Source organism: Mycetocola sp. Y171 (assembly GCF_056713165.1).
On sequence record NZ_JBWYGX010000001.1, the window covers coordinates 67,432 to 90,122 of the forward strand.

Here is a 22,691-nt window from a genome sequence, read left to right on the forward strand (position 1 = left end):
GACGACACTGTCGCACGCCCGTCCGGGGGCTTGCGCCCTGATCGGCGCGATCGCGTCAGACGCGAGCGGCGCGTTCGAGCTCGACGAGCTGGCCACGGGTGAGCCGGATGGCCGGGGATGCCACGAGGGCGTCGATCTGGTCGGCCTGCGACGCGCTCGCAACCGGGGCGACGACCCCTGGTTTCGCCAGCAGCCACGCCAGTGCGATCGACGCGACGGGGGCGTTGTGCTCGGCCGCGACGCTGTCGAGGGCGTGCAGCACCCGGAGTCCGCCGCGGTTGAGGTGTCGGGCAACCCTCGCACCGCGAGTTGAACCGTCGAGGTCGGACCTGGATCGGTACTTTCCAGTGAGGAAACCGTTCTCGAGCGCGAAGTAGGGCATGACGCCGAGCCGCTGACCGCGGCTGACGAGCCCGAGGTCACCCTCGAACGGCTGGCGGTGCAGCAGGCTGTAGTGGGTTTCGAGCGCTTCGAGCCGCGGGTAGCCCGCCGCGCTGAGGATGCGGGCTTCGACGAGACGTTCGGCGCTGAAGTTCGACGCACCCAGGTGGCGCACCTTGCCGGTTTCGATCAGCCACTGTGCTGTGCCGAGGCTGTCTTCGAGCGGAACCGAGCGGTCGTCGAGGTGGAAGTAGAGCAGGTCGATGTGGTCGGTCTGCAGTCGCTCGAGGCTCGCCTCGACGGCCCGCACCATGCTGACGGGGCCGAGGCCGGGGTTGTCGGGGTGGTTGCCCACCTTGGTGGCGAGCACGATCTGGTCACGATTGCCCCTGCGCGCCATCCACTGGCCGATGATGTGTTCGCTTCGACCGGCCGAGTAGCTGTCTGCCGTGTCGATGAAGTTGCCGCCGAAGTCGTAGTAGCGGTTGAGGATCGCGGCGCTGGCGTCGACCTGTGCCGTCCAGCCGAAGACACTCGTGCCGAGGGCGAGCGGGAAGACGCTGAGGTCGGTCTCTCCGAGCGGTCGCCTGATAGCGGTGCCGAGACCTGCGCTGTCGCCCATGACCGGGATCGGTGACGATGGGTGCTCCTCCGGCGGGCTCACCGGCCGCGCCGCGCGCCGCGGGGACTGCGGCCGACTGTCGTCTGAGGGGCCAGCATCGGGCTGGTCTGCTGCGAACAGGCGAGGCATCATCCTCGACATCCGATCACCCACTTCGCCCGTAATTTCGCGGGATGCGAGAGACTCAGCGCCCCCGCACCTGTGGCCAGAATATGCCAGAGGACCGACACCGACTGACCGCACCGGCGTCAGCGAAGCAAATAGTTCATAACGATTTGGTATCCAGGTTCCTGGCGTCCGCACGACGGGCCCGGCGGATCACCGAACGGGCGTTCCTGAGCACCGGTTCATCGACCATCCGCCCATCGAAACGGAACACGCCCGCGGCGTTTTCCGCCGCCGCCAGGACCGCTGTCGCGTCCGCGATCTCCGCCGCCGTCGGGGCGTATCCGGCGCGGATCGTCGCGACCTGGCCCGGGTGGATGCACGCCGTCGCGGCGAAGCCGGAGGCGGACGCATCATGGACTTCGTCGGCGAGACCGGCGAGATCGGCGATGTCGAGGTAGACCGAATCGATGGCCGCGACGCCGCCGGCACCTGCGGCAAGGAGGACGGCCGAGCGGGCATGGACGGCGAGCGGACGATAACGCCCGTCGGCGCGCCGACTCGCCGTGCCCCCGAGCGAGGCGAGGAGGTCCTCGGCTCCCCACATCAGGGCGACGGTGGACGGATGGGCGGCGATCTCCTGCGCGGCGAGCACGCCGCGCGCCGTCTCGCACAGTCCGATCACGCGGAAACCGATGCCGACGGCATCCACGTCTGCAGCGCTTTCGGTCTTGGCGAGCATGACCGTGCGATAACCGGTGGGAGCCAGCGCTGCGAGATCAGCGTGGAAGTCGTCGGTCCCCGCCGGGTTGAGCCGCACGATGGTCGTCGCCGGGTCGAGCGGATGCTCCGCGACGGCACGCCGCGCCGCGGCCCGGTCAGCGGGAAGAACGGCGTCCTCGAGGTCGAGGATGACGGCGTCCGCCCGCGCCGCGGCCTTCTCATACCGGTCGGGGCGGTCTGCCGGACAGAACAGCAGGGCTGGGCCGAGGTCGAAGTCGGTCACGGTGCGGCGTCCTTGCACCAGATCAGCGTGTTCCGCACGGCTGTCACCACGACGACGTCGTCCTGGTTGCGTCCGGTGTGCTCGAGCGTGACGATGCCCTGACCTGGGCGCGAGCCCGAGAGACGCTTCGCGCGGACCACCGTCTCGGAGTACAGCGTGTCCCCGTGGAAGAGCGGCGCAGGAAACCTGACCTCCTCGAAACCGAGGTTCGCGACGATCGTGCCCTGGCTGAGCTGGGCCACCGACGCGCCGACCACCGTCGACAGGGTGAACATCGAGTTCACCAGCCGCTGGCCGAACGGCTGCGTTTCGCTCCACGCCGCGTCGAGATGAAGCGACTGCGTGTTCATGGTCATCGTCGTGAACAACACGTTGTCCGCCTCGGTCACCGTGCGGCCGGGGCGGTGGAGGTAGACCGCATCGAGGTCGAACTCCTCGAAATACAGACCACGCTGCTCGATCCGCCTGCGTTCGCCAGCCATGGACTCTCCTTCTCCAGACACGTCCAGCCCTTCCCCCGCCACAGCCTAGGCCTCGAAGCCCAGCTCCCTGGCGATGATCATCAGCTGTACTTCGCTCGTGCCCTCGCCGATCTCGAGGATCTTCGAGTCGCGGTAGTGACGCGCAACGGTGTTCTCGTTGAGGTAGCCGTACCCGCCCCAGATCTGGGTGGCGTCCCTGGCGTTGTCCATGGCCGCCTCGCTGCCGACGAGCTTCGCGATGGAGGCTTCCTTCTTGAATGGTTTGCCTGCCAGGAGAAGCGATGCTGCGTGGTAGTACGCCATCCTCGCAGCGGTCGCGCGGGCTTCCATCCGTGCGATCTTGAACGCGACGTACTGGTGGGAGCCGATGTTCTTGCCGAAGACGTTTCGCGTCGAGGCGTACCGGACCGCTTCGTCGACACAACCCTGGGCGGCGCCGGTGCAGAGCGCGGCGAACGCGATGCGTCCTTCGTCGAGGATCTTGAGGAAGTTGGCGTAGCCGCGGCCACGCTCGCCCAGCAGGTTGGCCTCGGGAACCCGCACGTTCTTCAGGGTGAGCGGGTGGGTGTCCGAGGTGTGCCAGCCGACCTTGTCGTAGGCGGGCTCGACAGTGAAACCGTTGATCGGCGTCGGGACGAGGATCGTCGAGAGCTCCTTCTTGACGCTTCCGTCTGCCCGCTCGCTCTCACCGGTCACGGCCGTGATCGTGACGAGCCGGGTGATCGGCGTGCCGGAGTTGGTAATGAACTGCTTCGTGCCGTTGATGACCCATTCGCCGTTCTCCAGGTGGGCGTTGGTCTTCGTGGCGGACGCGTCTGATCCTGCCTCCGCCTCCGTGAGGCCGAACCCGGCGAGCGCCTCGCCCTTCGCCAGCATCGGCAGGAACTGCTCGCGCTGCGCGTCCGTACCGAACCGGTAGACGGGCATCGCGCCGAGGCCGACACCGGCTTCGAGGGTGACTCCGATGGACTGGTCGACCCGGCCGAGCTCTTCGACCGCGAGGCAGAGGGCGAAGTAGTCCTGGCCCTGGCCGCCGTACTCGGCGGGGAACGGCAGACCGAACAGGCCCATCTCGCCCATCTGGGCGATGATCTCCATCGGCAGCCGGCGTTCGGTGTCGTAGGAGTATGCGGCGGGTGCCACGACGGTTGTGGCGAAGTCCCTGACCTCGTCGACGATCTTCTGGTGGGCTTCGGTGAGTTCGGTGTTCATTCGGTGTCTCCTTCGACAGTCGAGAGTTCTGGCTGAGTGGTCGGGACGAGGGTGGCGACGAGCTGGTCGAGCTTCACGAGGTCACCGGCGGCGACGTGGATGGTGACCTCACCGGCGACGCTCGCAGTGAGTTTGTGCTCCATCTTCATGGCCTCGACGACGACGAGCGCGCTGCCTGCGTCGACCGTCGACCCGGTGGCGACGTCCACACTGATGACGGTGCCCGGCATCGGCGAGCGCACCTCGGGGCTGTGCGGGGAGGCGGCCCGGGAGATGAGCACGAGCCTGGCGGCCAGCCGGTCGGCCCTGGTGAGAACGGGCAGCTCGACGGTGTACCCGGAGTCGGACACCCATACGGATGTCCCGGCGTGCACGAGGCGGAGCATCCGAGTGCCGCTCCCCCAGCTGAATGCGTGGACGATGCCGTCGACGGCCCGGAGCGACGCCCCCTGTGCCCCACCGTCGTTGACGCGAACGGATGCCGTTTCGGGGCTCCAGAGGACGGAGACCGTCGTGGTCTCGCCTCCGTCGAGTGCGAACGTGTACCTCGTCGGCCGCGGATTCCCCAGCCGCCAGCCGCTCGGCCGGGACCAGGGCGAACCGGTCGACGCCGCTTCGCGTTCTGCATGCAACAGAAGGGCGGCAGCGGCGAGGAGCTCGTCTGTGGGTCGCCGAAAGCGGAGGTCAGGCAGCCGACGATCGATGAGGGACGTGTCGAGGTCGCCCGCTCGCACGGCGGCGTCGGCGAGGAGGAGTCGCAGGTACTCGATGTTTGTGCGAACGCCGAGCACAGTGGTTTCGGCGAGCGCCCGGTCGAGGCGGCGGAGAGCCTCTGCTCGGTCGGCGCCGTGCGCGATGACCTTGGCGAGCATCGGGTCGTAGTCGCTGCCGATGACGAGTCCCTGCCGAAGGGAGCTGTCGACGCGGATCCCCGCTCCTGCCGGCTCCTGCAGTTCGACGACGGTGCCTGTCGCCGGCAGGAAGCCGCGCTCGGGGTTCTCCGCGTACACCCGCGCTTCTATGGCGTGGCCGGTGAGCGTGACGTCGGACTGGGCGATGGAGAGCGGCTGCCCGGCGGCGATGCGTACCTGTTCCGCCACCAGGTCGAGGCCGGTGACCTCCTCGGTGACGGGGTGCTCCACCTGGAGCCGCGTGTTCATCTCCATGAAGAAGAACTCCTCGGGGCGCTCAGCCGACACGAGGAACTCGACAGTGCCCGCTCCGGTGTATCCGACGCTCTCGGCGACACGACAGGCCGCCTCGCCGATCCGACGGCGGGTGTCCGCGTCGAGCAACGGAGACGGTGCCTCTTCGATGACCTTCTGGTGGCGGCGCTGCAGGGAACATTCACGTTCGCCGAGATGGATGACGGTGCCGTGGCTGTCAGCCAGAAGCTGGACTTCGATGTGCCGGGGACTCGGGATCAGCCGCTCGAGGAAGAGGGTGTCGTCGCCGAAGGCGGCAGACGCGACCCGTCGCGCCGTGACGAGCGCAGCGTCGAGGTCGGCCGGGTCGTGCACGGCGTGCATACCCTTCCCTCCTCCGCCTGCTGACGGCTTGATGAGCAGCGGATATCCGACCGCGGTGGCGGCTTCGGCGAGGTCGGCGTTGCTCAGCCCTGGCCGGGAGTCGCCCGGGATGACGGGTACACCGCTCGCGGCCACATGGTTCTTCGACCGGATCTTGTCGCCCATGACCTCGAGTGCGTCGACGCCGGGGCCGATGAATACGATCCCTGCGTCGTCGCACGCCCTCGCGAAGGCGGCGTTCTCGGACAGGAAGCCGTAGCCGGGGTGGATCGCGTCTGCACCGCTCGCCCTGGCCGCACCGATCACGGCCGCGATGTCGAGGTAGCTCTTCGCGGCAGAGGCCGGGCCGATGCGGATCGCGCTGTCGGCATCCGTCACATGCTTCGCGTCACGGTCTGCGTCGCTGTACACGGCGACCGAACGGATGCCCAGTGTACGGAGAGTGCGGATGACACGGCAGGCGATCTCGCCGCGATTGGCGATGAGGACGGTGCCGAACGGCGGGGTGTCGATGTCGGTCATCTGGTCACATCCTGAACAGGCCGAAGGCCGAGTCGGGCAACGGGGCGTTGGCACACACGTCGAGTGCGAGACCGAGGAGGGTGCGGGTGTCCGCCGGGTCGATGACGCCGTCGTCCCACAGCCTGGCGGTCGAGTAATACGGGCTGCCCTGGTGTTCGAACTGTTCGCGGATCGGGGTCTTGAACGTCTCCTCGTCCTCGGCCGACCACTCGGTGCCAGCACGTTCGTGCTGTTCACGCTTCACCGTAGCGAGGACGCCTGCGGCCTGGGGTCCGCCCATGACGGAAATCCGGGAAGCCGGCCACATCCAGAGGAATCGGGGCGAGTATGCCCTGCCGCACATCGAGTAGTTGCCTGCGCCGAACGATCCTCCGATCACGACGGTGAGCTTGGGCACGCGTGTGGTGGCGACGGCCGTGACCATCTTGGCGCCGTGTTTGGCGATGCCGCCCGCCTCGTAGTCCCGGCCGACCATGAAGCCGGAGATGTTCTGGAGGAAGATCAGGGGGATGCCGCGTTGGTCGCACAGTTCGATGAAGTGCGCTCCCTTCTGTGCGGACTCGGAGAACAGCACGCCGTTGTTGGCGACGATGCCGACCGAGTGGCCGTGCAGCCGGGCGAAGCCGGTGACGAGGGTGGTACCGTACTCCTTCTTGAACTCGTGGAACTCGCTCGCGTCGACGAGACGCGCGATGACTTCTCGTACGTCATACGGGGCCTGCACGTCGGTCGGAACGGCCCCGTAGAGCCCATCGATCGGGACGAGCGGTTCGCGGCTCTCGACGATCGACCAGTCCGGTTCGGATGCCGGCGGCAGCGTCGAGACGATGTCGCGCACGATCGAGAGGGCGTGGGCGTCGTCTTCGGCGAGGTGGTCGGTGACGCCGGAGACCCGGGCGTGGACGTCACCTCCACCGAGTTCCTCCGCGGTGACGATCTCGCCGATGGCCGCCTTGACCAGCGGAGGGCCGCCGAGGAAGATCGTGCCCTGCTCGCGCACGATGACGGTTTCGTCGCTCATCGCCGGGACGTAGGCACCGCCGGCGGTGCACGAGCCGAGGACGGCCGCGATCTGGGGGATCTTCCGTGCGGAGAGCTGGGCCTGGTTGTAGAAGATGCGGCCGAAGTGGTCGCGGTCGGGGAACACCTCGTCCTGCATGGGCAGGAACGCGCCACCGGAGTCGACGAGGTAGATGCATGGGAGCCGGTTCTCGAGGGCGATCTCCTGGGCGCGGAGGTGCTTCTTCACCGTGAGCGGGTAGTACGTGCCGCCTTTGACCGTGGCGTCGTTCGAGATCACGAGGACCTGGCGACCGTGGACGAGGCCGATACCTGCGATCACTCCGGCTCCCGGACTGGCGTCGTGGTACATGCCCGTCGCGGCGAGGGGCGCGATTTCGAGGAACGGGCTGCCCTCGTCGAGGAGTTCGTCGATCCGTTCCCTCGGCAGGAGTTTGCCGCGGGAGACGTGGCGGTGGCGAGCTTTCTCGGGACCGCCCTGGGCGGCGACAGCGAGGCGTTCACGCAGGTCGGCGACGAGCTTGCGTTGCTCAGCGTCGTTACGCGCGAACGAATCGCTCGACGGAGAGACCGACGAGATCAGTGTCTGCATTGACATTCCTTGTGCGCTCGAGGACGCTGACCAACTCGGTTAGGCGTCACTAACTGACGATAAGGTTAGTACGAGCTAACTGGAAAGTCCAGCACGACAGCGACGGGCGGCGTGACGCATCCCGATACCCGACTTGAGGACGTGGGTCGGGTCGGTTACGATGCACTAACTGACGTCATCGTCACGATGAATTCACCCCACACCGTCCCGCTTCGCTTCCAATGGAGGACGCCATGGCCGACGACACCCAGCTCGCATCACGACACGACACCGACGACACCTCATCACTTCGCCTGGGCAGGAGCGAGGCCAAGGCACAGCGCCGCGAAGCACTTCTGAGCGCCGCAGCGCGGCACTTCGCCGATCGCGGGTTCAACGGCGTCTCGATCGAAGACCTCGGGTCTGCGGTCGGCATGAGCGGCCCTGCCGTCTACCGGCACTTCGAGAGCAAGCAGGCGCTCCTCGCAGCGATCCTCATCGATGTGAGCCGCGAACTCCTCCACGGCGGCACCGAGGTCGTCACCCGAGCCCCAGGCGGCGAACTCGCACTGCGGGCTCTGGTCGAGTTCCATGTGCGTTTCGCGCTCGCGAACCCGGACGTGATCCGCGTGCAGGATCGCGACCTCGACAGTCTCTCCGACGACGACCGCCACACCGTCAGAACCCTCCAGCGCCGCTATGTGGAACTGTGGGTCGGCATCCTCCAGCGGATGCAGCCCGGCGTGGACGTTGCCGTTCTCAGGATCCGAGCACACGCGACGTTCGGGCTGATGAACTCGACGCCGTACAGCGGCCATGAGCTCCCCCACGACGCGCTCCGCGACGTTCTCGAACGAATGGCGCTTGCCGCACTCCGGTAATCCCGCAGATCCTCCTGCGGGTCGGGCACGTTTCTCACCCTCCGACCGCTTGGATGGTGGCATGTCACCGCGCATCCTCGTCTCCGGCCCCGTGTCCTGGAACCAGCTCGTCTCTGTCAACGAGCTTCCGGCCGCTCGGGCGCACACCCTGTTCGCGCGGGATTCCTACGAGACGCTCGGGGGAACATCCGCAGGCAAGGCGCTGAACCTCTCAGCTCTCGGGTGCGATGTCGTGCTGCACACCCTCGTCGCTCAGGATGCCGTCGGCGAGCGCATCCTGGCGACGCTCGTGGGCGCCGGGCTGACTTTCGTCGCCGAGGATGCCGACGGGGCGTCGGAGCGTCACCTCAACCTCATGACGCCTGCCGGGAAGCGACTGTCCATCTACCTGAGCACGCCCACACCGCGCGAAGACCGGGCTTCGGCCATCGAGCTCGCGACGAGTTCGGACATCGCCGTGCTCGACCTGGCGGAATCGTCGCTCGCGCTGATCGAACCGGTGCGGAACGCCGGGATCGAAGTCTGGACGGACATCCATGACTACGACGGCGTGAACCCGTTCCACCGGCCGTTCATCGACGCGGCCTCATACATCTTCATGAACGCGGACGGCCTCGGCGATCCGGTCGAGTTCATGCGCGGGTGTATCGCCGACGGAGCCAGGCTCGTCGTCTGCACGCTCGGTGCCGACGGAGCGATGGCGGTCGACGACGAGTTGGCTGTTCACCGGGTTCCCGCTGCTCCGGTCGAGATGATCGTGGACACCAACGGCGCCGGGGACGCGTTCTTCGCCGGCTACCTCGCTGCCCATCTCGCGGGTGCGTCGATCGACGCTGCACTGTCGGCGGGCGCTCGACAGGCATCCGTCGCTCTCGAGTCACGGCATCTGACGCCGGTGCTGGATGCCGTGCTCGGCGACGCGTCGCGCGCGACCGGATAGTGGGGAGCCGCCTCACTCTCGGGTACAGACAATTCTCTTCCTCACACGGTGACCTACCATGGCCTCATGGCGCGCAGCGATGACGAGGCCCAACCGACGGCACAGCCGACCGGTGTGCCGTCGACCGAGCCGGTCCACCCGGCGGTCGAGGTGCTGTTCCCCAACCTGGACCGGGTCTCCGGGTCGACGTTCCGCAGCGGATCGCTCAGCCGGCACCGCGTGAACGTGGCCCTCGGCATTCTCGCCGGTATCGCCGTGCTCACAACGCTGCTCATCCTGTTCGCCGACGTGATCTTCGCCACGTTCTGGAACTGGTTCGGCGTGCTGCTTCTCGCCGTCGCCGTGGTGGCGATCGTCGGTCTCGCGCTGATCATGGCCGACGAGCAACGCGCGCGACGGTCGCACCACGACGACAGCGAATCGGACTGACCGTCAGTCGAGTTCGATTTCGGTGAGCTCCCCGTCGGCGTTGAGTTCGAGGACGGTATCGAGCTGGAGCCGCTTCAGGAACGCGTCGTCGTGACTGACGAGAAGCACGGCACCGCGGTAGCTCAGCAGGGCGTCCACGAGTTGGTCGACGCTCTGGAGGTCAAGGTTGTTCGTCGGCTCGTCGAGCACCAGCAGTTGCGCAGGCGGATCGGCGAAGAGCAGACGCGCAAGTGAGACACGGAACCGTTCGCCGCCCGAGAGTGTGTGCACCGGGCGGTGCACGCTGTCGCCCCGAAGCAGGAAGCGAGCGAGTCGATTGCGCAGGATGCCTGGGGCCAGCTCCGGCGCCGCAGCCTGCACGTTCTCGAGAACGCTCGACTGCTCGTCGAGGCCGTCGAGGCGCTGAGGAAGGTAGCCCACACGGTCGGTGAGCCGCCGTGTTTCCACCGCTCCCTGTTGCGGCATCCGGTCGTGGACGAGGCCTTCGAGCAGGGTCGTCTTGCCGACTCCGTTCGGCCCGACGATCGCGACTCGCTCCGGTCCCTGAAGGATGACGGTGCGGTTGGCGGCCCGCAGTTCGGCGATCATGCGGCCGGGTGCGACATCCGGGTCAGGCAGATCGAGCCTGATCTGGTCGTCGTCACGAACCCGGGACTCGGCCAGAGCCAGCGCGGACTGTGCGGATCTCACGTCGGCGTCCATTCCTGAGCGGAGCTTTGCCGCGGACACCTGCGCCTCTGACCGGCGATTGTTCATGACGATCTTCGGCGCACGCTTGTTCTCGAAGGCCTTCTGCCCCATCCGCGCCCGCGTCGCGATCTTCGACTCGGCTTCGATCCGCTGGCGCTTCTCGACTCTCACGGACTGCTCGGCGGCTCGCGCCGCACGCTGGGCCGCGCCTTGTTCCTGCTCGAGATGCGCCCGCCATTCGCTGTACGGGCCCCCGAACACCGACAGCTCTCCCCCGTAGAGTTCAGCGGTCTCGTCCATCTGCTCGAGCAGCGACACATCGTGGCTCACCACGATCAGCGTGCCCGACCACGACGAGACCAATCCGGCCAGACGCCCGCGGGCATCCCGATCAAGGTTGTTCGTCGGCTCGTCGAGCAGGGTGATGGCTGTGCGCCGGAGACGCAGGCCTGCCGTCGCCACAAGCATCACCTCTCCGCCGGAGATCTGGCTCACGCGACGATCGAGGTCGGCGGCCGACAGCCCGATCTCGCGCAGAACGGCATCCGCTCGCGTTTCGATGTCCCAGTCGTCGCCGAGCACCTCGAAATGATGCTCGGACACGTCGCCGGATTCGATGGCTCGCAGCGAGGAGAGCTTGCCGCTGATGCCGAGAAGATCGGCGACAGTGGAATCGACGCGCAGGGTGAGCGTCTGGGGCAGGTAGCCGACGTCACCGGCGGTGACGATGCGGCCGGATGTCGGAACGAGCTGCCCGGCGATGAGGCGCAGCAGCGTCGACTTGCCTGAGCCGTTGGTACCGACGAGTCCGGTGCGACCGGATCCGAAGCTGCCCGAGATCCCGGACAGGGCCGTTTCGCCGTCGGGCCAGCGGAGACCGAGGTCGGTCAGGGTGACGGATGACTGGGTGTGCGTAAACATAAGACTCCGAAGTATTCAGCGGTCGCGCTGAATACCGGAGCCAGGTGAGGCGAATCGACGGTCGTCAGCGCGCGGGAAGCGGCGCGGAACCGAAGATGTCCACAGCAATCACCTAACGTCGGGAACAAGAAGTAGAAATTGTGACACGGGATGCCGTCGTTCGCAAGCGCAGCGGCGAGCACCCACTCAGTCGGCCGCATCCGTTTCGGCGACATCCAGCTCAGCGGGGGCATCATCGACGGGGTCGAGTGGGTGCCGGATCTCGTCCTCCGGGAGCTTGAAGATCAGGATCGTCGCCACCGCAAGGACCACGGGAATCGCACCGGCTGCAACGAAGGCCGGGGCCAGGCCGATCGCCTCACCGACCGGGCCGGCGAGCGCCATCGAGATGGGCATGAGCGCCAGCGACACGAAGAAGTCAAGGCTGGAAACCCGGCCGAGCAGCGCGGGCGGCACCCGCCGCTGCAGCAGGGTGCCCCAGATCACCGTCGCGGCCGAGAACGTGAACCCGACGATGAAGAGCGCGACGACCATGAGCCAGAGCTGCGAGGTGAAGCCGATGATGACAAGAGGGATGCAGCCGGCGCCCCACAGCAGATTCATGATCGTCAGGTATCGCCTCGGCAGCCGCATGGATGCCACGACGAGGGAACCGATCGCGCCGCCGATCCCGAAAGCGGCGAGCGCGAGGGCGAACGCTCCGGGGCCTCCCCCGGTCTGGTCTCGTACAGCGAACGGCAGGAGAACTTCGATCGGGCCCATGAGCACGAGGATCAGGAGACAGGCGAAGAGCAATGTGCCGAGCAGCCACGGCGTCTTCCACATGTAGACGAATCCCTCGCGGAGGTCGGACCTGAGAGCACGGAGTGGATGCTGCGGCTCTCCGGTGTCACGTCTCACCGGTGTCACGTGGATGAGGAACAGCCCGCAGACCGCCAGGAACTGCGCGCCGGCGACAAGGGCGAACGCGAGCCCGGGCGAGTAGACGGCGATCGCGGCACTCGCCAGCGCCGGCCCGGCCGCCTGCATGATGGTGGGGCGAAGCATCCCCTCGACCCCGTTCGCGGCCAGCAGATCGTCTGCGGGCAGGATCGACGGGAGCAGGGCCGAGTATGCCGGGTAGAAGAACCCGTCGGCCAGCCCGAGGATCAGCGTGATCACGACGAGGTGCCAGAGCTCGAGGGTGCCCGTCAGGGCGAGGACGGCCGCGCTGGCGATCGACACGGTCTTTGTCGCCTCGACGACGACGAGGATGTTGCGCTGCGGCACACGGTCGGCGAGCACACCGCCGAACAGGACCGCGACGAGCATTCCGATCGCGTTACCGGTCGCGACGATCGACAATTCCGCCGGGCCTCCACCGAGGTCGATGACCTGCCAGACCACGGCGACGATCCACATACCGGCGCCGAGCAGCGACAGTGTCAGTGCGCCGGCGAGCAGGCGGTACTGGCCGAGGCGAAAGGGCTTCAGCGCACGTGGCAGGCGCACCCACGAGACGGGCCGTGAGGGCGTCGCATCCGAATCGATCTCCGGCATTCTTCGATGCTAATGGAGGCCTCCGACAGTGTCAGGGTGCTCCTCATTCGTCGAGAAACCCCCTTGTGGAAAACTCGAATATACTTTCGAATCTCGTGAATCTTTGGTAAAATCAGTCATGGCCCGGATCTCCGATCAGATACGCGAAATCACACTCGACGTGTGCGATCGTCTCGCGGGCTATGAGGTCTCGACCGGGCAGAATCCGGCACCCTCGCTCTCGCTTCTCATCGATAAGATCGCCGATACAGACCTCGAACTGCTGCTTCGGGATGCCTCTGCCGTTCGATCCGAATTCGACGCGATCATCGCCGCAGGCGCCGGTGTCGTGGCGAAACGCTCGGAGCGCGAACTCGGATACTCCGGCCTCGCCCAGCGCACCGGTCATCGCACACCGGTGGCGATGGTGCAGTCGCTGACGGGCTCTACCCGCTCAGAAGCCGCACGGCAGGTCCGACTTGGTGAGGCGATGGGCGAAGCGGATGCCGCGACGCTGCCGGCACCCGAGGCACCCGGGTCCACCTCCACGTTGTTCGACGAACAGGACGCAGACGCATCCGAACCGGCGAGGTCATCGGTCCGGGAGATCCCTTGGTACGAGCCGCTGACTCGGGCAGTACAAGACCACCGGCTGAAGTCAGAGGCTGTGACCGCGATTCTGCGTGGCCTCGGAGAACCCAGAGCGCACTGCGGCGCCGACGCGTTGCGCGCGGCCGCAGAGGAACTGCTGGCGGATTCCGCCGGCGCCAACGTCGACGAACTCGGGCGACGTGCCCGGATGATTCGCGATCGGATCGACCCTGAGGGCGTGGCCCTGCGGTTCAGTGAGCGCTACGAGCAACGGAAATGGCGATTCGGACGCAACGAAAATGGCATGCGAACGGCCTGGATCGAATTCGATGACGAGTCAGCAGCCTGGATCGACGCCATCGTCGGGTCTGCAATGCGCCCTCGCCGTGGCGGACCACGTTTCGTCGATCCGGACGAGTCCGAACGCGCCCGGGCACTCGTCGATGACCCTCGCTCCAACGATCAACTCGTCTTCGACCTCCTGATGGACACCCTTCGAACAGGTGCCCAGGCAGACCCGTCAACCGTCTTCGGCTCCCGCCAGCCCGGCGTTCGAGTGGTCATCGCTCAGGAGCAACTCGCCAACCGCTCGTCAGCCGACGATGGGCCGGAAGGAACCGGATTCCTCGAAGAAACCGGGGCCGCGGTGCCCGAGAGCTTCATCCGCAAACAGGTCTGCGACGCAGGAACCGTGACCATCTTCACAGACAGCGGAGGAAACCCCCTCGACGTCGGCCGGGAACAACGGCTCTTCACATCGAAGCAACGCATCGCCCTTGCGATCCGCGACGGCGGGTGCGAGTTCCCGGATTGCGATCGCCCTCCGTCCTTCTGCGAAGCGCACCACATCGACGAGTGGGCTGCAGACGGAGGGCTCACCAATCTGGCCGATGGCATGCTCTTCTGCCGACATCACCACATGCTGATCCACAACAACCGTTGGAAGATCAGGAGGAAGGGCTCTGTCTACTGGATGATTCCGCCTCCAGGCGTCGATCCCGCACAGGCAGCGATCCGCCTGACGAGCAAATCTGCCCTCGGCATGTTCCGGCCGGCCGCGTCATAAGAGCACGTCGCAGCTAGAGAAAGCGTCACAGCGCAACCCGGGCAGCAGCCGCCTCACACCATCGTGAGAACCATCCCCGGATCGCTCAGGATCGTTCCGACGTCGACGAGGAATCGCGACCCCTGCTCGCCATCCACCAGGCGGTGGTCGAACGACAGGCTGAGCGTCATCACTTCGCGCAAAGCGATCTCACCCTGGTACTCCCATGGCATCCGCCTGACGGCACCCATCGCAAGAATGGCGGCCTCCCCCGGGTTGAGGATCGGCGTGCCCGCATCGACACCGAAGACGCCGACGTTGGTGATCGTGATCGTCCCGCCGGTGAGGCTGCGCGGGCTTGTCGTGCCCGAGCGAGCGGCATCCACCAGCTCGACGAGCGCGTCCGCGAGTTCCACAAGGCTCAGGGTGTCCGCGTCCTTGATGTTCGGCACGATGAGGCCACGGCCTGTGGCTGCTGCGATACCGAGGTTCACGTGACCGTACTGGACGATCTCCTGCGCTTCGTCGTCCCAGTGCGAGTTCACCGACGGCGTCCGAGCCGCAGCGAGCAACACGGCCTTGGCCACGAGGCTCAGCACGGTGATCCGCTTTCCGGTGAACGCGGACTTCTTCGTGAGCGACCGGACGAGGTCCATTCCCGCCGTCACATCGACGGTGAGGAACTCGGTGACGTGCGGCGCAGTGAAGGCCGAACGCACCATCGCCTGTGCGGTCGCCTTGCGCACGCCCTTGATCGGGGTGCGGGTCGCCTCGCGGCTCGCAACGACCTCGGATTGCGTGTCCGCAGGCAGTGCGACGGATGCCGTCGCAGCGGCGGCGGCACGGTTGACGTCATCGCGGGTGATGAGTCCGCCCTCCCCTGTGCCGTCGACCCGAGTCAGGTCGATTCCCAGGTCCCGTGCCAGCTTTCGCACCGGAGGCGTTGACCGTGGACGCTCGCGCACGTCTTCGACAACCGGACTCGAGGGGGCAGCGTGAGCCGCAGGCTCCGTGTGGCTGATCGCGGCATCCGCGCTTTGGACGTCCGGGGTCTCGTCGGTCGCGTGCCTGGCATCGGCAGACGCGTCGCCAGCCCAGCCGCGCGCCCGACGGACCGGGCGGGCTCCGCCTTCGATCTTGGGACCATACCCGACGAGGACGGCCTGACGTTCAGCGGGTGCCGGTGTCGTGGGCGACAACGCTGCGTCGAGCGTGGCGGGGACACCGTCAGCTGCGGCGTCGGCTGCTGCCTCGGACACCGGCGTGCTCGGCGCGTTCTCGGTTTCGCCGCCGTCGACGTCGAACTCGACGATCGGGTCCCCCACCTGCACAGTGGTGCCCTCGTCGGCGAAGAGGTGTGAGACGACTCCGGCGAACGGCGAGGGCAGCTCCACGAGGGCCTTGGCGGTCTCGACTTCGGCGATGATCTGGTTGAGCGTGACGGTGTCGCCGACGGCGACCTTCCACGCCACGATCTCCGATTCGGTCAGACCCTCGCCGAGGTCGGGGAGGGCGAATTGTTTCGCGCTCATGCGGTCGCCTTCCATCCGGTCAGGGAGTTCCGGCGGCCCATGACCCGGTCGACGGCGTCGAGCAGGCGGTCGAGGTCAGGAAGGAACGCCTCCTCCAGCGCGGCAGGCGGGTACGGGGTGTCGAAGCCGGTGACGCGGGCCGGAGCAGCCTCGAGCCAGTCGAAGCAGCGCTCGGTGACCGCCGCGGCGACTTCTGCGCCGATCCCGCCGGACTGGGCGGCTTCGTGGGTGATGACGAGGCGGCCGGTCTTGCGCACGGACTTCTCCACCGTGGTGAAGTCGATCGGGGAGAGCGAGCGGAGATCGATGACCTCGATGGAGATTCCGTCGTCTGCGGCCGCAGCCGCGGCATCCAGAGCGGTGGGAACGAGTGGTCCGTACGCCGCGAGGGTCACGTCGGTGCCTTCGCGAGCGACACGGGCGCTGCCCATCGGCAGTGCGTTCACGCCCGGGTCCTCATCCACCTCGCCCTTGAGCCAGTACCGGCGCTTCGGTTCGAAGAACAGGACCGGGTCGTCGCAGGCGATCGCCTGCTGGATCATCGTGTGGGCATCCTGCGGGTTGGAGCAGGAGATCACCCGGAGTCCGGCCGTGTGGGCGAAGTACGCCTCCGGGGATTCGGAGTGGTGCTCCACAGCACCGATTCCGCCGCCGAAGGGCACACGGATGGTGATCGGCATCTTGACCTTGCCGCGGGTGCGGTAGTGCAGTTTCGCGACCTGGGCGACGATCTGGTCGAAGCCGGGGTAGATGAAACCGTCGAACTGGATCTCGCACACCGGTCGGTAGCCACGGAAGGCGAGGCCGACCGCCGTGCCGATGATGCCGGCTTCGGCGAGGGGCGCGTCGATGACCCGACGTGGCCCGAACTCTTCCTGGAGCTTGTCGGTGACGCGGAACACACCGCCGAGCTTGCCGATGTCCTCGCCGATGAGCACGACTTTGTCGTCGTCGGCCAAGGCACGCCGCAGCCCGGAGTTGAGGGCGCCTCCCAGAGACATCACGGTCATGATGCGTTCCCTTCGAACGACGCGAGGTAGGCCGCATACTGGCTCTTCTGGCGCTCGAGACCGGAGTGCGGCTCGGTGTAGACGTCGTCGAACACGATCATGGGGTCGACTTCCTTGTCGAGGGCGATGCAGGCTGCACGCATGTCGCGGGCGACGGCATCCGCTTTGTCCTGCACCCGCTTGGTGACCTCATCGGTGAGCACGCCACGGCTCTCGAGCAGCCGGCCGAGCCGGGCGATCGGGTCCTTGCGGCCCCACTCCTCAAGGTCGGCGGCCGGGCGGTAGCGCTTGGGGTCGTCCGAGGTGGTGTGCGGGCCCATGCGGTAGGTGACGGCCTCGATGAAGGTCGGTCCTCCCCCACGGCGCGCGCGGTCGAGTGCGACCCGCGTCGCAGCCATGACCGCGAGGACGTCGTTGCCGTCGACGCGGATGCTCGGGATGCCGAAACCGGGAGCACGGTCGGAGATGTGCCGCTGCGCCTGGAGCGTGACCGGCTCCGAGATCGCCCACTGGTTGTTCTGGCAGAAGAAGATCACGGGCGCCTGGAAGCTCGAGGCGAAGATCATCGCCTCGTTGACATCACCCTGGCTGGTGGCGCCGTCACCGAAGTAGGCGATGGAGACCGAGTCGACGCCGTCGTGCTTGCAACCGAGGGCGTAGCCGGTGGCGTGGAGGCTCTGCGCCCCGATGATGACGGCGGGGGTTGCCATGCCGATGGCGTAGGGGTCCCAGCCGGATGAGGCGATGCCCCTCCAGACCTTGAGCATGTCGCCGAGGTCGACGCCGCGCGTGTATGCGACACCGTTCTCGCGGTAGCTGGAGAACACGAAGTCGTCGCTGCGGAGGGCACGGCCCGATCCGATTTGCGCGGCCTCCTGGCCGAGCAGCGGTGCCCACAGGGCGAGTTCACCCTGGCGCTGCAGGGCTGTCGCTTCGGTGTCGATGCGACGGATGACGGTCATGTCCTCGTAGAGGTCGATGAGCTGGTCATCGGAGACGTCGGCCACCCACGGGTCGAAGCCGGGGCTCGCGGTGCGATCGCCCTCAGGGCAGATCAACTGGACAATGTCTTCAAGCTGGCCTGGGTGCAGATCCGGGTCGGATGCGTTGGTCAGCGAGGCGGTTCGAGTGTCTTCGTGGGTTGTGGACACAATTACACGCAACTTTCTCTCGTGCACTGCGGGCGGCTGGATCGCAGCAGCCCGCAGCATCTGGCGCCGTTGCCAGAAGTACTTCCGAAGGTACGCCGGATACCCAATGCGCACAACCATCCTCGCGGGGACTGCACATTCTGCTCTATCCAGAGGGATTCCGGACTGCTAAGGTCGGGCACTATGCACAAGCTCGATCGCACCGACACGCGCCTCCTCCTTGCGCTGACCGAGGACCCCCGCTCGACCATCGTCGCCCTCGCCGAAAAGCTCGGGCTCTCGCGCAACACCGTGCAGGCCCGGATGACCGCGCTCGACGCTTCGACGGTGCTGCATCCGTTTGACCGGCGGATCAATCCGGTCGCCCTCGGCTACCCGCTGACCGCGTTCATCTCGGTGCATCTGCAGCAGCACAAACTCGGTGCGATCGTCGACGAACTGAGCTCGATTCCTGAGATCGTGCAGGCGCACGGGCTCAGCGGGACGAGCGATCTTCTCATCCGGGTGGTGTGCACGGATGCCGACGACCTGTTCAGGATCACCGGGCTCATCCTCGAGTGCGACGGCGTGGAACGGGCGGAGACCTCGCTCGCGATGGGCGAGCTGATCCCGTTTCGGGCACGCCCGCTGCTCGAGCGTGGCCAGGACGTCTGACGCCCCGACCCCGATCGCACGACTTGCCACAAATGGTCCCCCGCCGACGTCGTAAGGGACGCACTGTGGCAACTCGAGGCCACTACGTGGCAACTCGACGGTCACGCGCACCACTGACGGTCCCGCATTAACGACGGATGCCCCGCCTCGATTTCTCGAGGCGGGGCATCCGTTGTCAGCGTGGGTGTTTAGCCCTCAGCGGGCGCGTCAGCGTGCACGCGCTCGGACTCGCGACCGTTGGTGTCAGCCGACTCAGCGATGACAGGCTCGAGCGAGAGCTTGCCACGGTCGTCGATCTTCGTGATCTGCACGAGGATCTTCTGGCCGACGCCGAGCACGTCTTCGACGTTCTCGACACGCTTGCCACCGGCGAGCTTGCGCACCTCGGAGATGTGCAGCAGGCCGTCCTTGCCCGGGAGCAGCGAGATGAAGGCGCCGAATGTGGCGATCTTCACGACAGTTCCGAGGAACTGCTCGCCGACCTCAGGGTTGGTCGGGTTGGCGATCGCGTTGACCTGGGCGCGAGCGGCCTCGGCCGAAGGACCGTCGACAGCGCCGATGTACACGGTGCCGTCTTCTTCGATCGAGATGTCTGCGCCGGTCTCGTCCTGGATGGCGTTGATCGTCTTGCCCTTGGGGCCGATCAGCTCGCCGATCTTGTCGACGGGGATGTTGACGCTGATCACGCGAGGCGCGGTCGGTGCCATTTCATCCGGAGCGTCGATCGCGGCGTTCAGGACGGAGAGGATCGTGGTGCGAGCCTCCTTGGCCTGGGTCAGCGCGGCCTTCAGCACGGAGGCGGGGATGCCGTCGAGCTTCGTGTCGAGCTGGATCGCGGTGACGAACTCAGAGGTACCTGCAACCTTGAAGTCCATGTCGCCGAGTGCGTCTTCCGCACCGAGGATGTCGGTCAGCGCCGCGTAGCGGGTCTGGCCGTCGACCTCATCGGAGACGAGGCCCATGGCGATGCCGGCGACCGGGGCGCGCAGCGGCACACCGGCGTTGAGCAGCGACAGGGTCGAAGCACAGACAGAACCCATCGACGTCGAACCGTTGGAACCGAGAGCCTCGGACACCTGGCGGATGGCGTATGGGAATTCCTCGCGGCTCGGGAGCACAGGGACGAGGGCGCGCTCGGCCAGGAAGCCGTGCCCGATCTCGCGACGCTTCGGCGAACCGACGCGTCCGGTCTCACCGGTGGAGTACGGCGGGAAGTTGTAGTGGTGCAGGTAACGCTTCTTCGTGATCGGGCTCAGCGAGTCGATCTGCTGCTCCATCTTGAGCATGTTCAGCGTGGTGACACCCAGGATCTGGGTCTCTCCGCGCTGGAAGATCGCCGAACCGTGCACGCGAGGAATGACCTGAACTTCGGCGTCGAGCGGACGGATGTCCGCAAGGCCGCGGCCGTCCATGCGGACGCCCTCGGTGAGGATGCGGTCGCGCACGATCTTCTTCGTGACCGACTTGTACGCGGCAGACACCTGGTTGTTGGCGTCAGCGGACAGTTCGCCCGCTTCGACCTTCTCAGCGATCGCGGTCTTGACGCGGTCCTTGAGCTCGTCGTCGGCGTTCTGGCGCTCGATCTTGTCGGCGATCTGGTAGATCGAGGCGAGCTCGGTCTTGGCCAGGTCGGAGACAGCGGCGAAGGTCTCGTCCGTGTACGGAAGGAAGACCGGGTAGTCGCGAACTTCCTTGGCCGACTGGGCAGCGAGCTCGGACTGAGCCTTGACCAGCTGGAGGAGGAACGGCTTCGCAGCGTCGAGGCCCTCGGCGACGACATCTTCGTTCGGCTTGACGGCGCCGCCCTGGATGAGGTTCCACGCACCTTCGGTGGCTTCGGCCTCGACCATCATGATGGCGATGTCTTCGTTGCCGTTCTCGTCGGTGACGAGGCGGCCGGCGACCGTGAGGTCGAAGACGGCGTCAGCAAGCTGTGATGCCTTCGGGAATGCAACCCACTGGCCGTTGATGAGCGCGAGGCGGATGCCGGCGATCGGACCCGAGAACGGAAGTCCCGAGATCTGCGTCGACATGGATGCCGCGTTGATGGCGAGCGCGTCGTAGAACTCGTCAGGAGCGATGCTCAGGACGGTGATGACGATCTGAACCTCGTTGCGCAGGCCGGTCACGAATGACGGGCGCAGCGGGCGGTCGATCAGACGGCAGACGAGGATGGCCTCGGTCGACGGACGGCCTTCGCGGCGGAAGAACGATCCGGGGATCTTGCCTGCAGCGTAGCTGCGCTCCTCGACGTCCACCGTGAGGGGGAAGAAGTCGAACTGGTCTTTCGGGTGCTTGCCGGCGCTCGTGGCCGACAGCAGCATGGTTTCTTCATCGAGGTAGGCAGCGATGGCACCCTGTGCCTGCTGTGCGAGGCGGCCGGCTTCGAACCGGACCGTGCGCTTGCCGAACTTGCCGTTGTCGAGGACTGCCTCGGCGAACTTGATTTCTGGACCTTCCATAGGTCTCTCCTTACGTTTAGCGCTGCCCCGTGTGGGCGCACGCTCTGCGAGGAGCAGGAACAGGCAGTAAATTCTCAGACCGATTCGGTCTGGCTGATCTCCAGTAGAAAACCGCTCTGAACGCCGGATGCCTGTGCACCGCGAGGGGGAACGTCGGGGTGCCGACGCGAGAGAAATTCACCACCGAGGACCAGCTTCCTGCCGGCCTGCTCCGTTGATGTGGACTCGATATTGCTATCGAACCCAGTAAAGCCTAGCAGAGCGGGCGTTTTTGAGCCTGTGAAGGCACCCGTTCCGCGTGTCCATCGGGTGAACGGATGCCGCTACCCGGCGGCATCCTTCACCCCGCGTCTGAGGAGCCAGCTCACCGTGAGCACGACGGCGGCGATGGCCGCTCCGAGGAGGGTGTCGAGAATGCGCTCCCCCACCACGTCGAGCGGGTCGACGTTGGCGGCCGCGGTGCCGATCGTCAGGGCGAGGGGCGTGATGAGCACGAGCGCGAGCGCGTAGTGGCGGGTGACCACGATCTCGATCACGAGCTGCATCGTGCCGAGCACCAGACCGAGCACCACTCCGGCGGGCGACCACCACGACAACAGCAAGAAGGCCAGGCAGCCGACCAGCGATCCGAGCACCCGGTGGACCCCCCGGATGACCGGCGCACGCAGACTGTGCCCGACGCTGAGGATGGCGAGCGCCGACGCCGTGATCCAGTACCCGTGGTGTGCGCCGAACAGGGCGCCGACAGCGACGGAGAGGATGAGTGCCGCCGACATCCTGGCGATGACCACGCGGGACACTGTGTCGAAGCGCAGTCCGGGAAAGAGCGTCCTGAGCGGCGTTGCCTGCCCATGCCGGCGTCGGACACTCGAAACGACGAGCGGTGCGATCACGAGGAGATAGGCCAGCGTCGTCCCGCCCGCGACGAGGGCAACGAGGGTGAGCCGGTCGAGTCCGGCACCGCCGAACGCAGCCGGCCCGGTGATCAGACCCGCGGCACCGTAGACGAGCGTGAACATCATCGGACCTGGCGGCCCCAGGCGGAAACCCTGCGCGAGGACGATGGCGACCAGGCCGACCACGATGAGCCCGAGCGCCAGGGTCACTGGCGAGAACGACAGCGCAGCGCCTGCTGCCGCGCTGACCACGAACCCTGCACCGATCAGCGGAAGGACCCTGATCCGGTCGGTTCGGCTGAGCGCACCGCAATAGAGCGCCGTGAATGCGCCCATCGACGCCTGGAGCCCCAGCCCGGTGTCGCCGAGAAGGGTGAAGACGATGACCGGGATGGCCATGGCCAGGCCGGCCTGGACGCCCATCGGCCGGCGTCGTGCGGAGGGTGCGAAGGAGACGAGGCTGCGAGTCAGGCCCCGGTCATCCATGCGCTTCCCCTCCCGGAGTCTCCGGCATCCAGCCT

General features: G+C 66.7%; 18 protein-coding genes. 5 read left to right on the forward strand and 13 right to left on the reverse strand.

The window, feature by feature from the left end:
* Positions 1-55 precede the first annotated feature (55 nt).
* From AC1M2K_RS00360 to AC1M2K_RS00385, 6 genes are all read right to left on the reverse strand, one after another.
* Positions 56-1,003: an aldo/keto reductase gene (locus tag AC1M2K_RS00360; RefSeq protein ID WP_480239384.1), complete on the reverse strand. Its 948-nt coding sequence runs from the start codon at positions 1,001-1,003 to the stop codon at positions 56-58.
* Between the two features lie 265 nt (positions 1,004-1,268).
* Positions 1,269-2,114 (reverse strand): HpcH/HpaI aldolase/citrate lyase family protein, encoded by an 846-nt coding sequence (locus AC1M2K_RS00365; RefSeq protein ID WP_480239385.1) that lies wholly within the window; start codon positions 2,112-2,114, stop codon positions 1,269-1,271.
* Positions 2,111-2,596 (reverse strand): MaoC family dehydratase, encoded by a 486-nt coding sequence (locus tag AC1M2K_RS00370; RefSeq protein ID WP_480239386.1) that lies wholly within the window; start codon positions 2,594-2,596, stop codon positions 2,111-2,113. Before AC1M2K_RS00370 ends, AC1M2K_RS00365 begins: the two co-directional genes overlap by 4 nt.
* Positions 2,597-2,641: 45 nt before the next feature.
* Positions 2,642-3,808 carry an acyl-CoA dehydrogenase family protein gene (locus tag AC1M2K_RS00375; RefSeq protein WP_480239387.1) on the reverse strand — a complete coding sequence of 389 codons (1,167 nt, stop codon included), beginning with the start codon at positions 3,806-3,808 and terminating at the stop codon, positions 2,642-2,644.
* Positions 3,805-5,859: an acetyl/propionyl/methylcrotonyl-CoA carboxylase subunit alpha gene (locus AC1M2K_RS00380; protein ID WP_480239388.1), complete on the reverse strand. Its 2,055-nt coding sequence runs from the start codon at positions 5,857-5,859 to the stop codon at positions 3,805-3,807. The genes AC1M2K_RS00375 and AC1M2K_RS00380 overlap by 4 nt, the downstream gene beginning before the upstream one ends.
* A 4-nt stretch (positions 5,860-5,863) precedes the next feature.
* Positions 5,864-7,471, reverse strand: coding sequence for a carboxyl transferase domain-containing protein (locus tag AC1M2K_RS00385; RefSeq protein WP_480239389.1), 1,608 nt, complete (start codon positions 7,469-7,471; stop codon positions 5,864-5,866).
* 233 nt (positions 7,472-7,704) lie between these two features.
* Here AC1M2K_RS00385 and AC1M2K_RS00390 point away from each other — a divergent pair, with 233 nt between their 5' ends.
* The 3 genes from AC1M2K_RS00390 (at position 7,705) to AC1M2K_RS00400 (ending at position 9,700) form a co-directional block, all read left to right on the forward strand.
* Complete coding sequence (locus tag AC1M2K_RS00390) at positions 7,705-8,331, forward strand: SACE_7040 family transcriptional regulator (RefSeq protein ID WP_480237447.1); 627 nt, start codon at positions 7,705-7,707, stop codon at positions 8,329-8,331.
* 61 nt (positions 8,332-8,392) lie between these two features.
* A complete protein-coding gene (locus tag AC1M2K_RS00395; RefSeq protein WP_480239390.1) occupies positions 8,393-9,271 on the forward strand; it encodes a carbohydrate kinase family protein in 879 nt (292 codons plus the stop codon).
* A gap of 66 nt (positions 9,272-9,337) precedes the next feature.
* Entirely contained in the window at positions 9,338-9,700 is a 363-nt protein-coding gene (locus tag AC1M2K_RS00400; protein ID WP_480239391.1) for a hypothetical protein, read from the forward strand.
* A gap of 3 nt (positions 9,701-9,703) precedes the next feature.
* Here the strand turns inward: AC1M2K_RS00400 and AC1M2K_RS00405 are convergent, their stop codons facing one another.
* Together AC1M2K_RS00405 and AC1M2K_RS00410 are read right to left on the reverse strand one after the other, a co-directional pair.
* Positions 9,704-11,311: an ABC-F family ATP-binding cassette domain-containing protein gene (locus AC1M2K_RS00405; RefSeq protein ID WP_480239392.1), complete on the reverse strand. Its 1,608-nt coding sequence runs from the start codon at positions 11,309-11,311 to the stop codon at positions 9,704-9,706.
* Positions 11,312-11,497: 186 nt separating this feature from the next.
* Entirely contained in the window at positions 11,498-12,850 is a 1,353-nt protein-coding gene (locus AC1M2K_RS00410; RefSeq protein ID WP_480239393.1) for an MFS transporter, read from the reverse strand.
* A 118-nt stretch (positions 12,851-12,968) separates the two neighbouring features.
* Between AC1M2K_RS00410 and AC1M2K_RS00415 the strand changes: the two genes are divergently transcribed.
* A complete protein-coding gene (locus AC1M2K_RS00415; protein ID WP_480239394.1) occupies positions 12,969-14,486 on the forward strand; it encodes an HNH endonuclease signature motif containing protein in 1,518 nt (505 codons plus the stop codon).
* A gap of 53 nt (positions 14,487-14,539) precedes the next feature.
* Here the strand turns inward: AC1M2K_RS00415 and AC1M2K_RS00420 are convergent, their stop codons facing one another.
* From AC1M2K_RS00420 to pdhA, 3 genes are read right to left on the reverse strand one after another with little or no spacing between them, the layout of a single operon-like run.
* A complete protein-coding gene (locus AC1M2K_RS00420) occupies positions 14,540-15,997 on the reverse strand; it encodes a dihydrolipoamide acetyltransferase family protein (RefSeq protein WP_480239395.1) in 1,458 nt (485 codons plus the stop codon).
* Positions 15,994-17,007 carry an alpha-ketoacid dehydrogenase subunit beta gene (locus AC1M2K_RS00425; protein WP_480239396.1) on the reverse strand — a complete coding sequence of 338 codons (1,014 nt, stop codon included), beginning with the start codon at positions 17,005-17,007 and terminating at the stop codon, positions 15,994-15,996. The genes AC1M2K_RS00420 and AC1M2K_RS00425 overlap by 4 nt, the downstream gene beginning before the upstream one ends.
* Positions 17,004-18,158: a pyruvate dehydrogenase (acetyl-transferring) E1 component subunit alpha gene (gene pdhA, locus AC1M2K_RS00430; RefSeq protein ID WP_480237455.1), complete on the reverse strand. Its 1,155-nt coding sequence runs from the start codon at positions 18,156-18,158 to the stop codon at positions 17,004-17,006. The genes AC1M2K_RS00425 and pdhA overlap by 4 nt, the downstream gene beginning before the upstream one ends.
* A 183-nt stretch (positions 18,159-18,341) precedes the next feature.
* On the opposite strand from pdhA, the gene AC1M2K_RS00435 reads away from it, so the two are divergent.
* A complete protein-coding gene (locus tag AC1M2K_RS00435) occupies positions 18,342-18,812 on the forward strand; it encodes an Lrp/AsnC family transcriptional regulator (RefSeq protein ID WP_480237456.1) in 471 nt (156 codons plus the stop codon).
* A 188-nt stretch (positions 18,813-19,000) separates the two neighbouring features.
* Here AC1M2K_RS00435 and AC1M2K_RS00440 read toward each other — a convergent pair whose 3' ends face one another.
* Complete coding sequence (locus AC1M2K_RS00440; protein WP_480239397.1) at positions 19,001-21,274, reverse strand: polyribonucleotide nucleotidyltransferase; 2,274 nt, start codon at positions 21,272-21,274, stop codon at positions 19,001-19,003.
* 323 nt (positions 21,275-21,597) lie between these two features.
* Positions 21,598-22,656, reverse strand: a complete 1,059-nt coding sequence (locus AC1M2K_RS00445) for an FUSC family protein (protein ID WP_480239398.1) — start codon at positions 22,654-22,656, stop codon at positions 21,598-21,600.
* Between the last annotated feature and the right edge of the window lie 35 nt (positions 22,657-22,691).

What these genes read in the sequence shown, in the direction of transcription:
- AC1M2K_RS00360 (WP_480239384.1), bottom strand. Translation starts at nt 1,003, where the DNA reads ATGGGCGACAGCGCAGGTCTCGGCACCGCTATCAGGCGACCGCTCGGA.
- AC1M2K_RS00370 (WP_480239386.1), bottom strand. Translation starts at nt 2,596, where the DNA reads ATGGCTGGCGAACGCAGGCGGATCGAGCAGCGTGGTCTGTATTTCGAG.
- AC1M2K_RS00375 (WP_480239387.1), bottom strand. Translation starts at nt 3,808, where the DNA reads ATGAACACCGAACTCACCGAAGCCCACCAGAAGATCGTCGACGAGGTC.
- AC1M2K_RS00380 (WP_480239388.1), bottom strand. Translation starts at nt 5,859, where the DNA reads ATGACCGACATCGACACCCCGCCGTTCGGCACCGTCCTCATCGCCAAT.
- AC1M2K_RS00385 (WP_480239389.1), bottom strand. Translation starts at nt 7,471, where the DNA reads ATGCAGACACTGATCTCGTCGGTCTCTCCGTCGAGCGATTCGTTCGCG.
- AC1M2K_RS00390 (WP_480237447.1), top strand. Translation starts at nt 7,705, where the DNA reads ATGGCCGACGACACCCAGCTCGCATCACGACACGACACCGACGACACC.
- AC1M2K_RS00395 (WP_480239390.1), top strand. Translation starts at nt 8,393, where the DNA reads ATGTCACCGCGCATCCTCGTCTCCGGCCCCGTGTCCTGGAACCAGCTC.
- AC1M2K_RS00400 (WP_480239391.1), top strand. Translation starts at nt 9,338, where the DNA reads ATGGCGCGCAGCGATGACGAGGCCCAACCGACGGCACAGCCGACCGGT.
- AC1M2K_RS00405 (WP_480239392.1), bottom strand. Translation starts at nt 11,311, where the DNA reads ATGTTTACGCACACCCAGTCATCCGTCACCCTGACCGACCTCGGTCTC.
- AC1M2K_RS00410 (WP_480239393.1), bottom strand. Translation starts at nt 12,850, where the DNA reads ATGCCGGAGATCGATTCGGATGCGACGCCCTCACGGCCCGTCTCGTGG.
- AC1M2K_RS00415 (WP_480239394.1), top strand. Translation starts at nt 12,969, where the DNA reads ATGGCCCGGATCTCCGATCAGATACGCGAAATCACACTCGACGTGTGC.
- AC1M2K_RS00420 (WP_480239395.1), bottom strand. Translation starts at nt 15,997, where the DNA reads ATGAGCGCGAAACAATTCGCCCTCCCCGACCTCGGCGAGGGTCTGACC.
- AC1M2K_RS00425 (WP_480239396.1), bottom strand. Translation starts at nt 17,007, where the DNA reads ATGACCGTGATGTCTCTGGGAGGCGCCCTCAACTCCGGGCTGCGGCGT.
- AC1M2K_RS00435 (WP_480237456.1), top strand. Translation starts at nt 18,342, where the DNA reads ATGCACAAGCTCGATCGCACCGACACGCGCCTCCTCCTTGCGCTGACC.
- AC1M2K_RS00440 (WP_480239397.1), bottom strand. Translation starts at nt 21,274, where the DNA reads ATGGAAGGTCCAGAAATCAAGTTCGCCGAGGCAGTCCTCGACAACGGC.
- AC1M2K_RS00445 (WP_480239398.1), bottom strand. Translation starts at nt 22,656, where the DNA reads ATGGATGACCGGGGCCTGACTCGCAGCCTCGTCTCCTTCGCACCCTCC.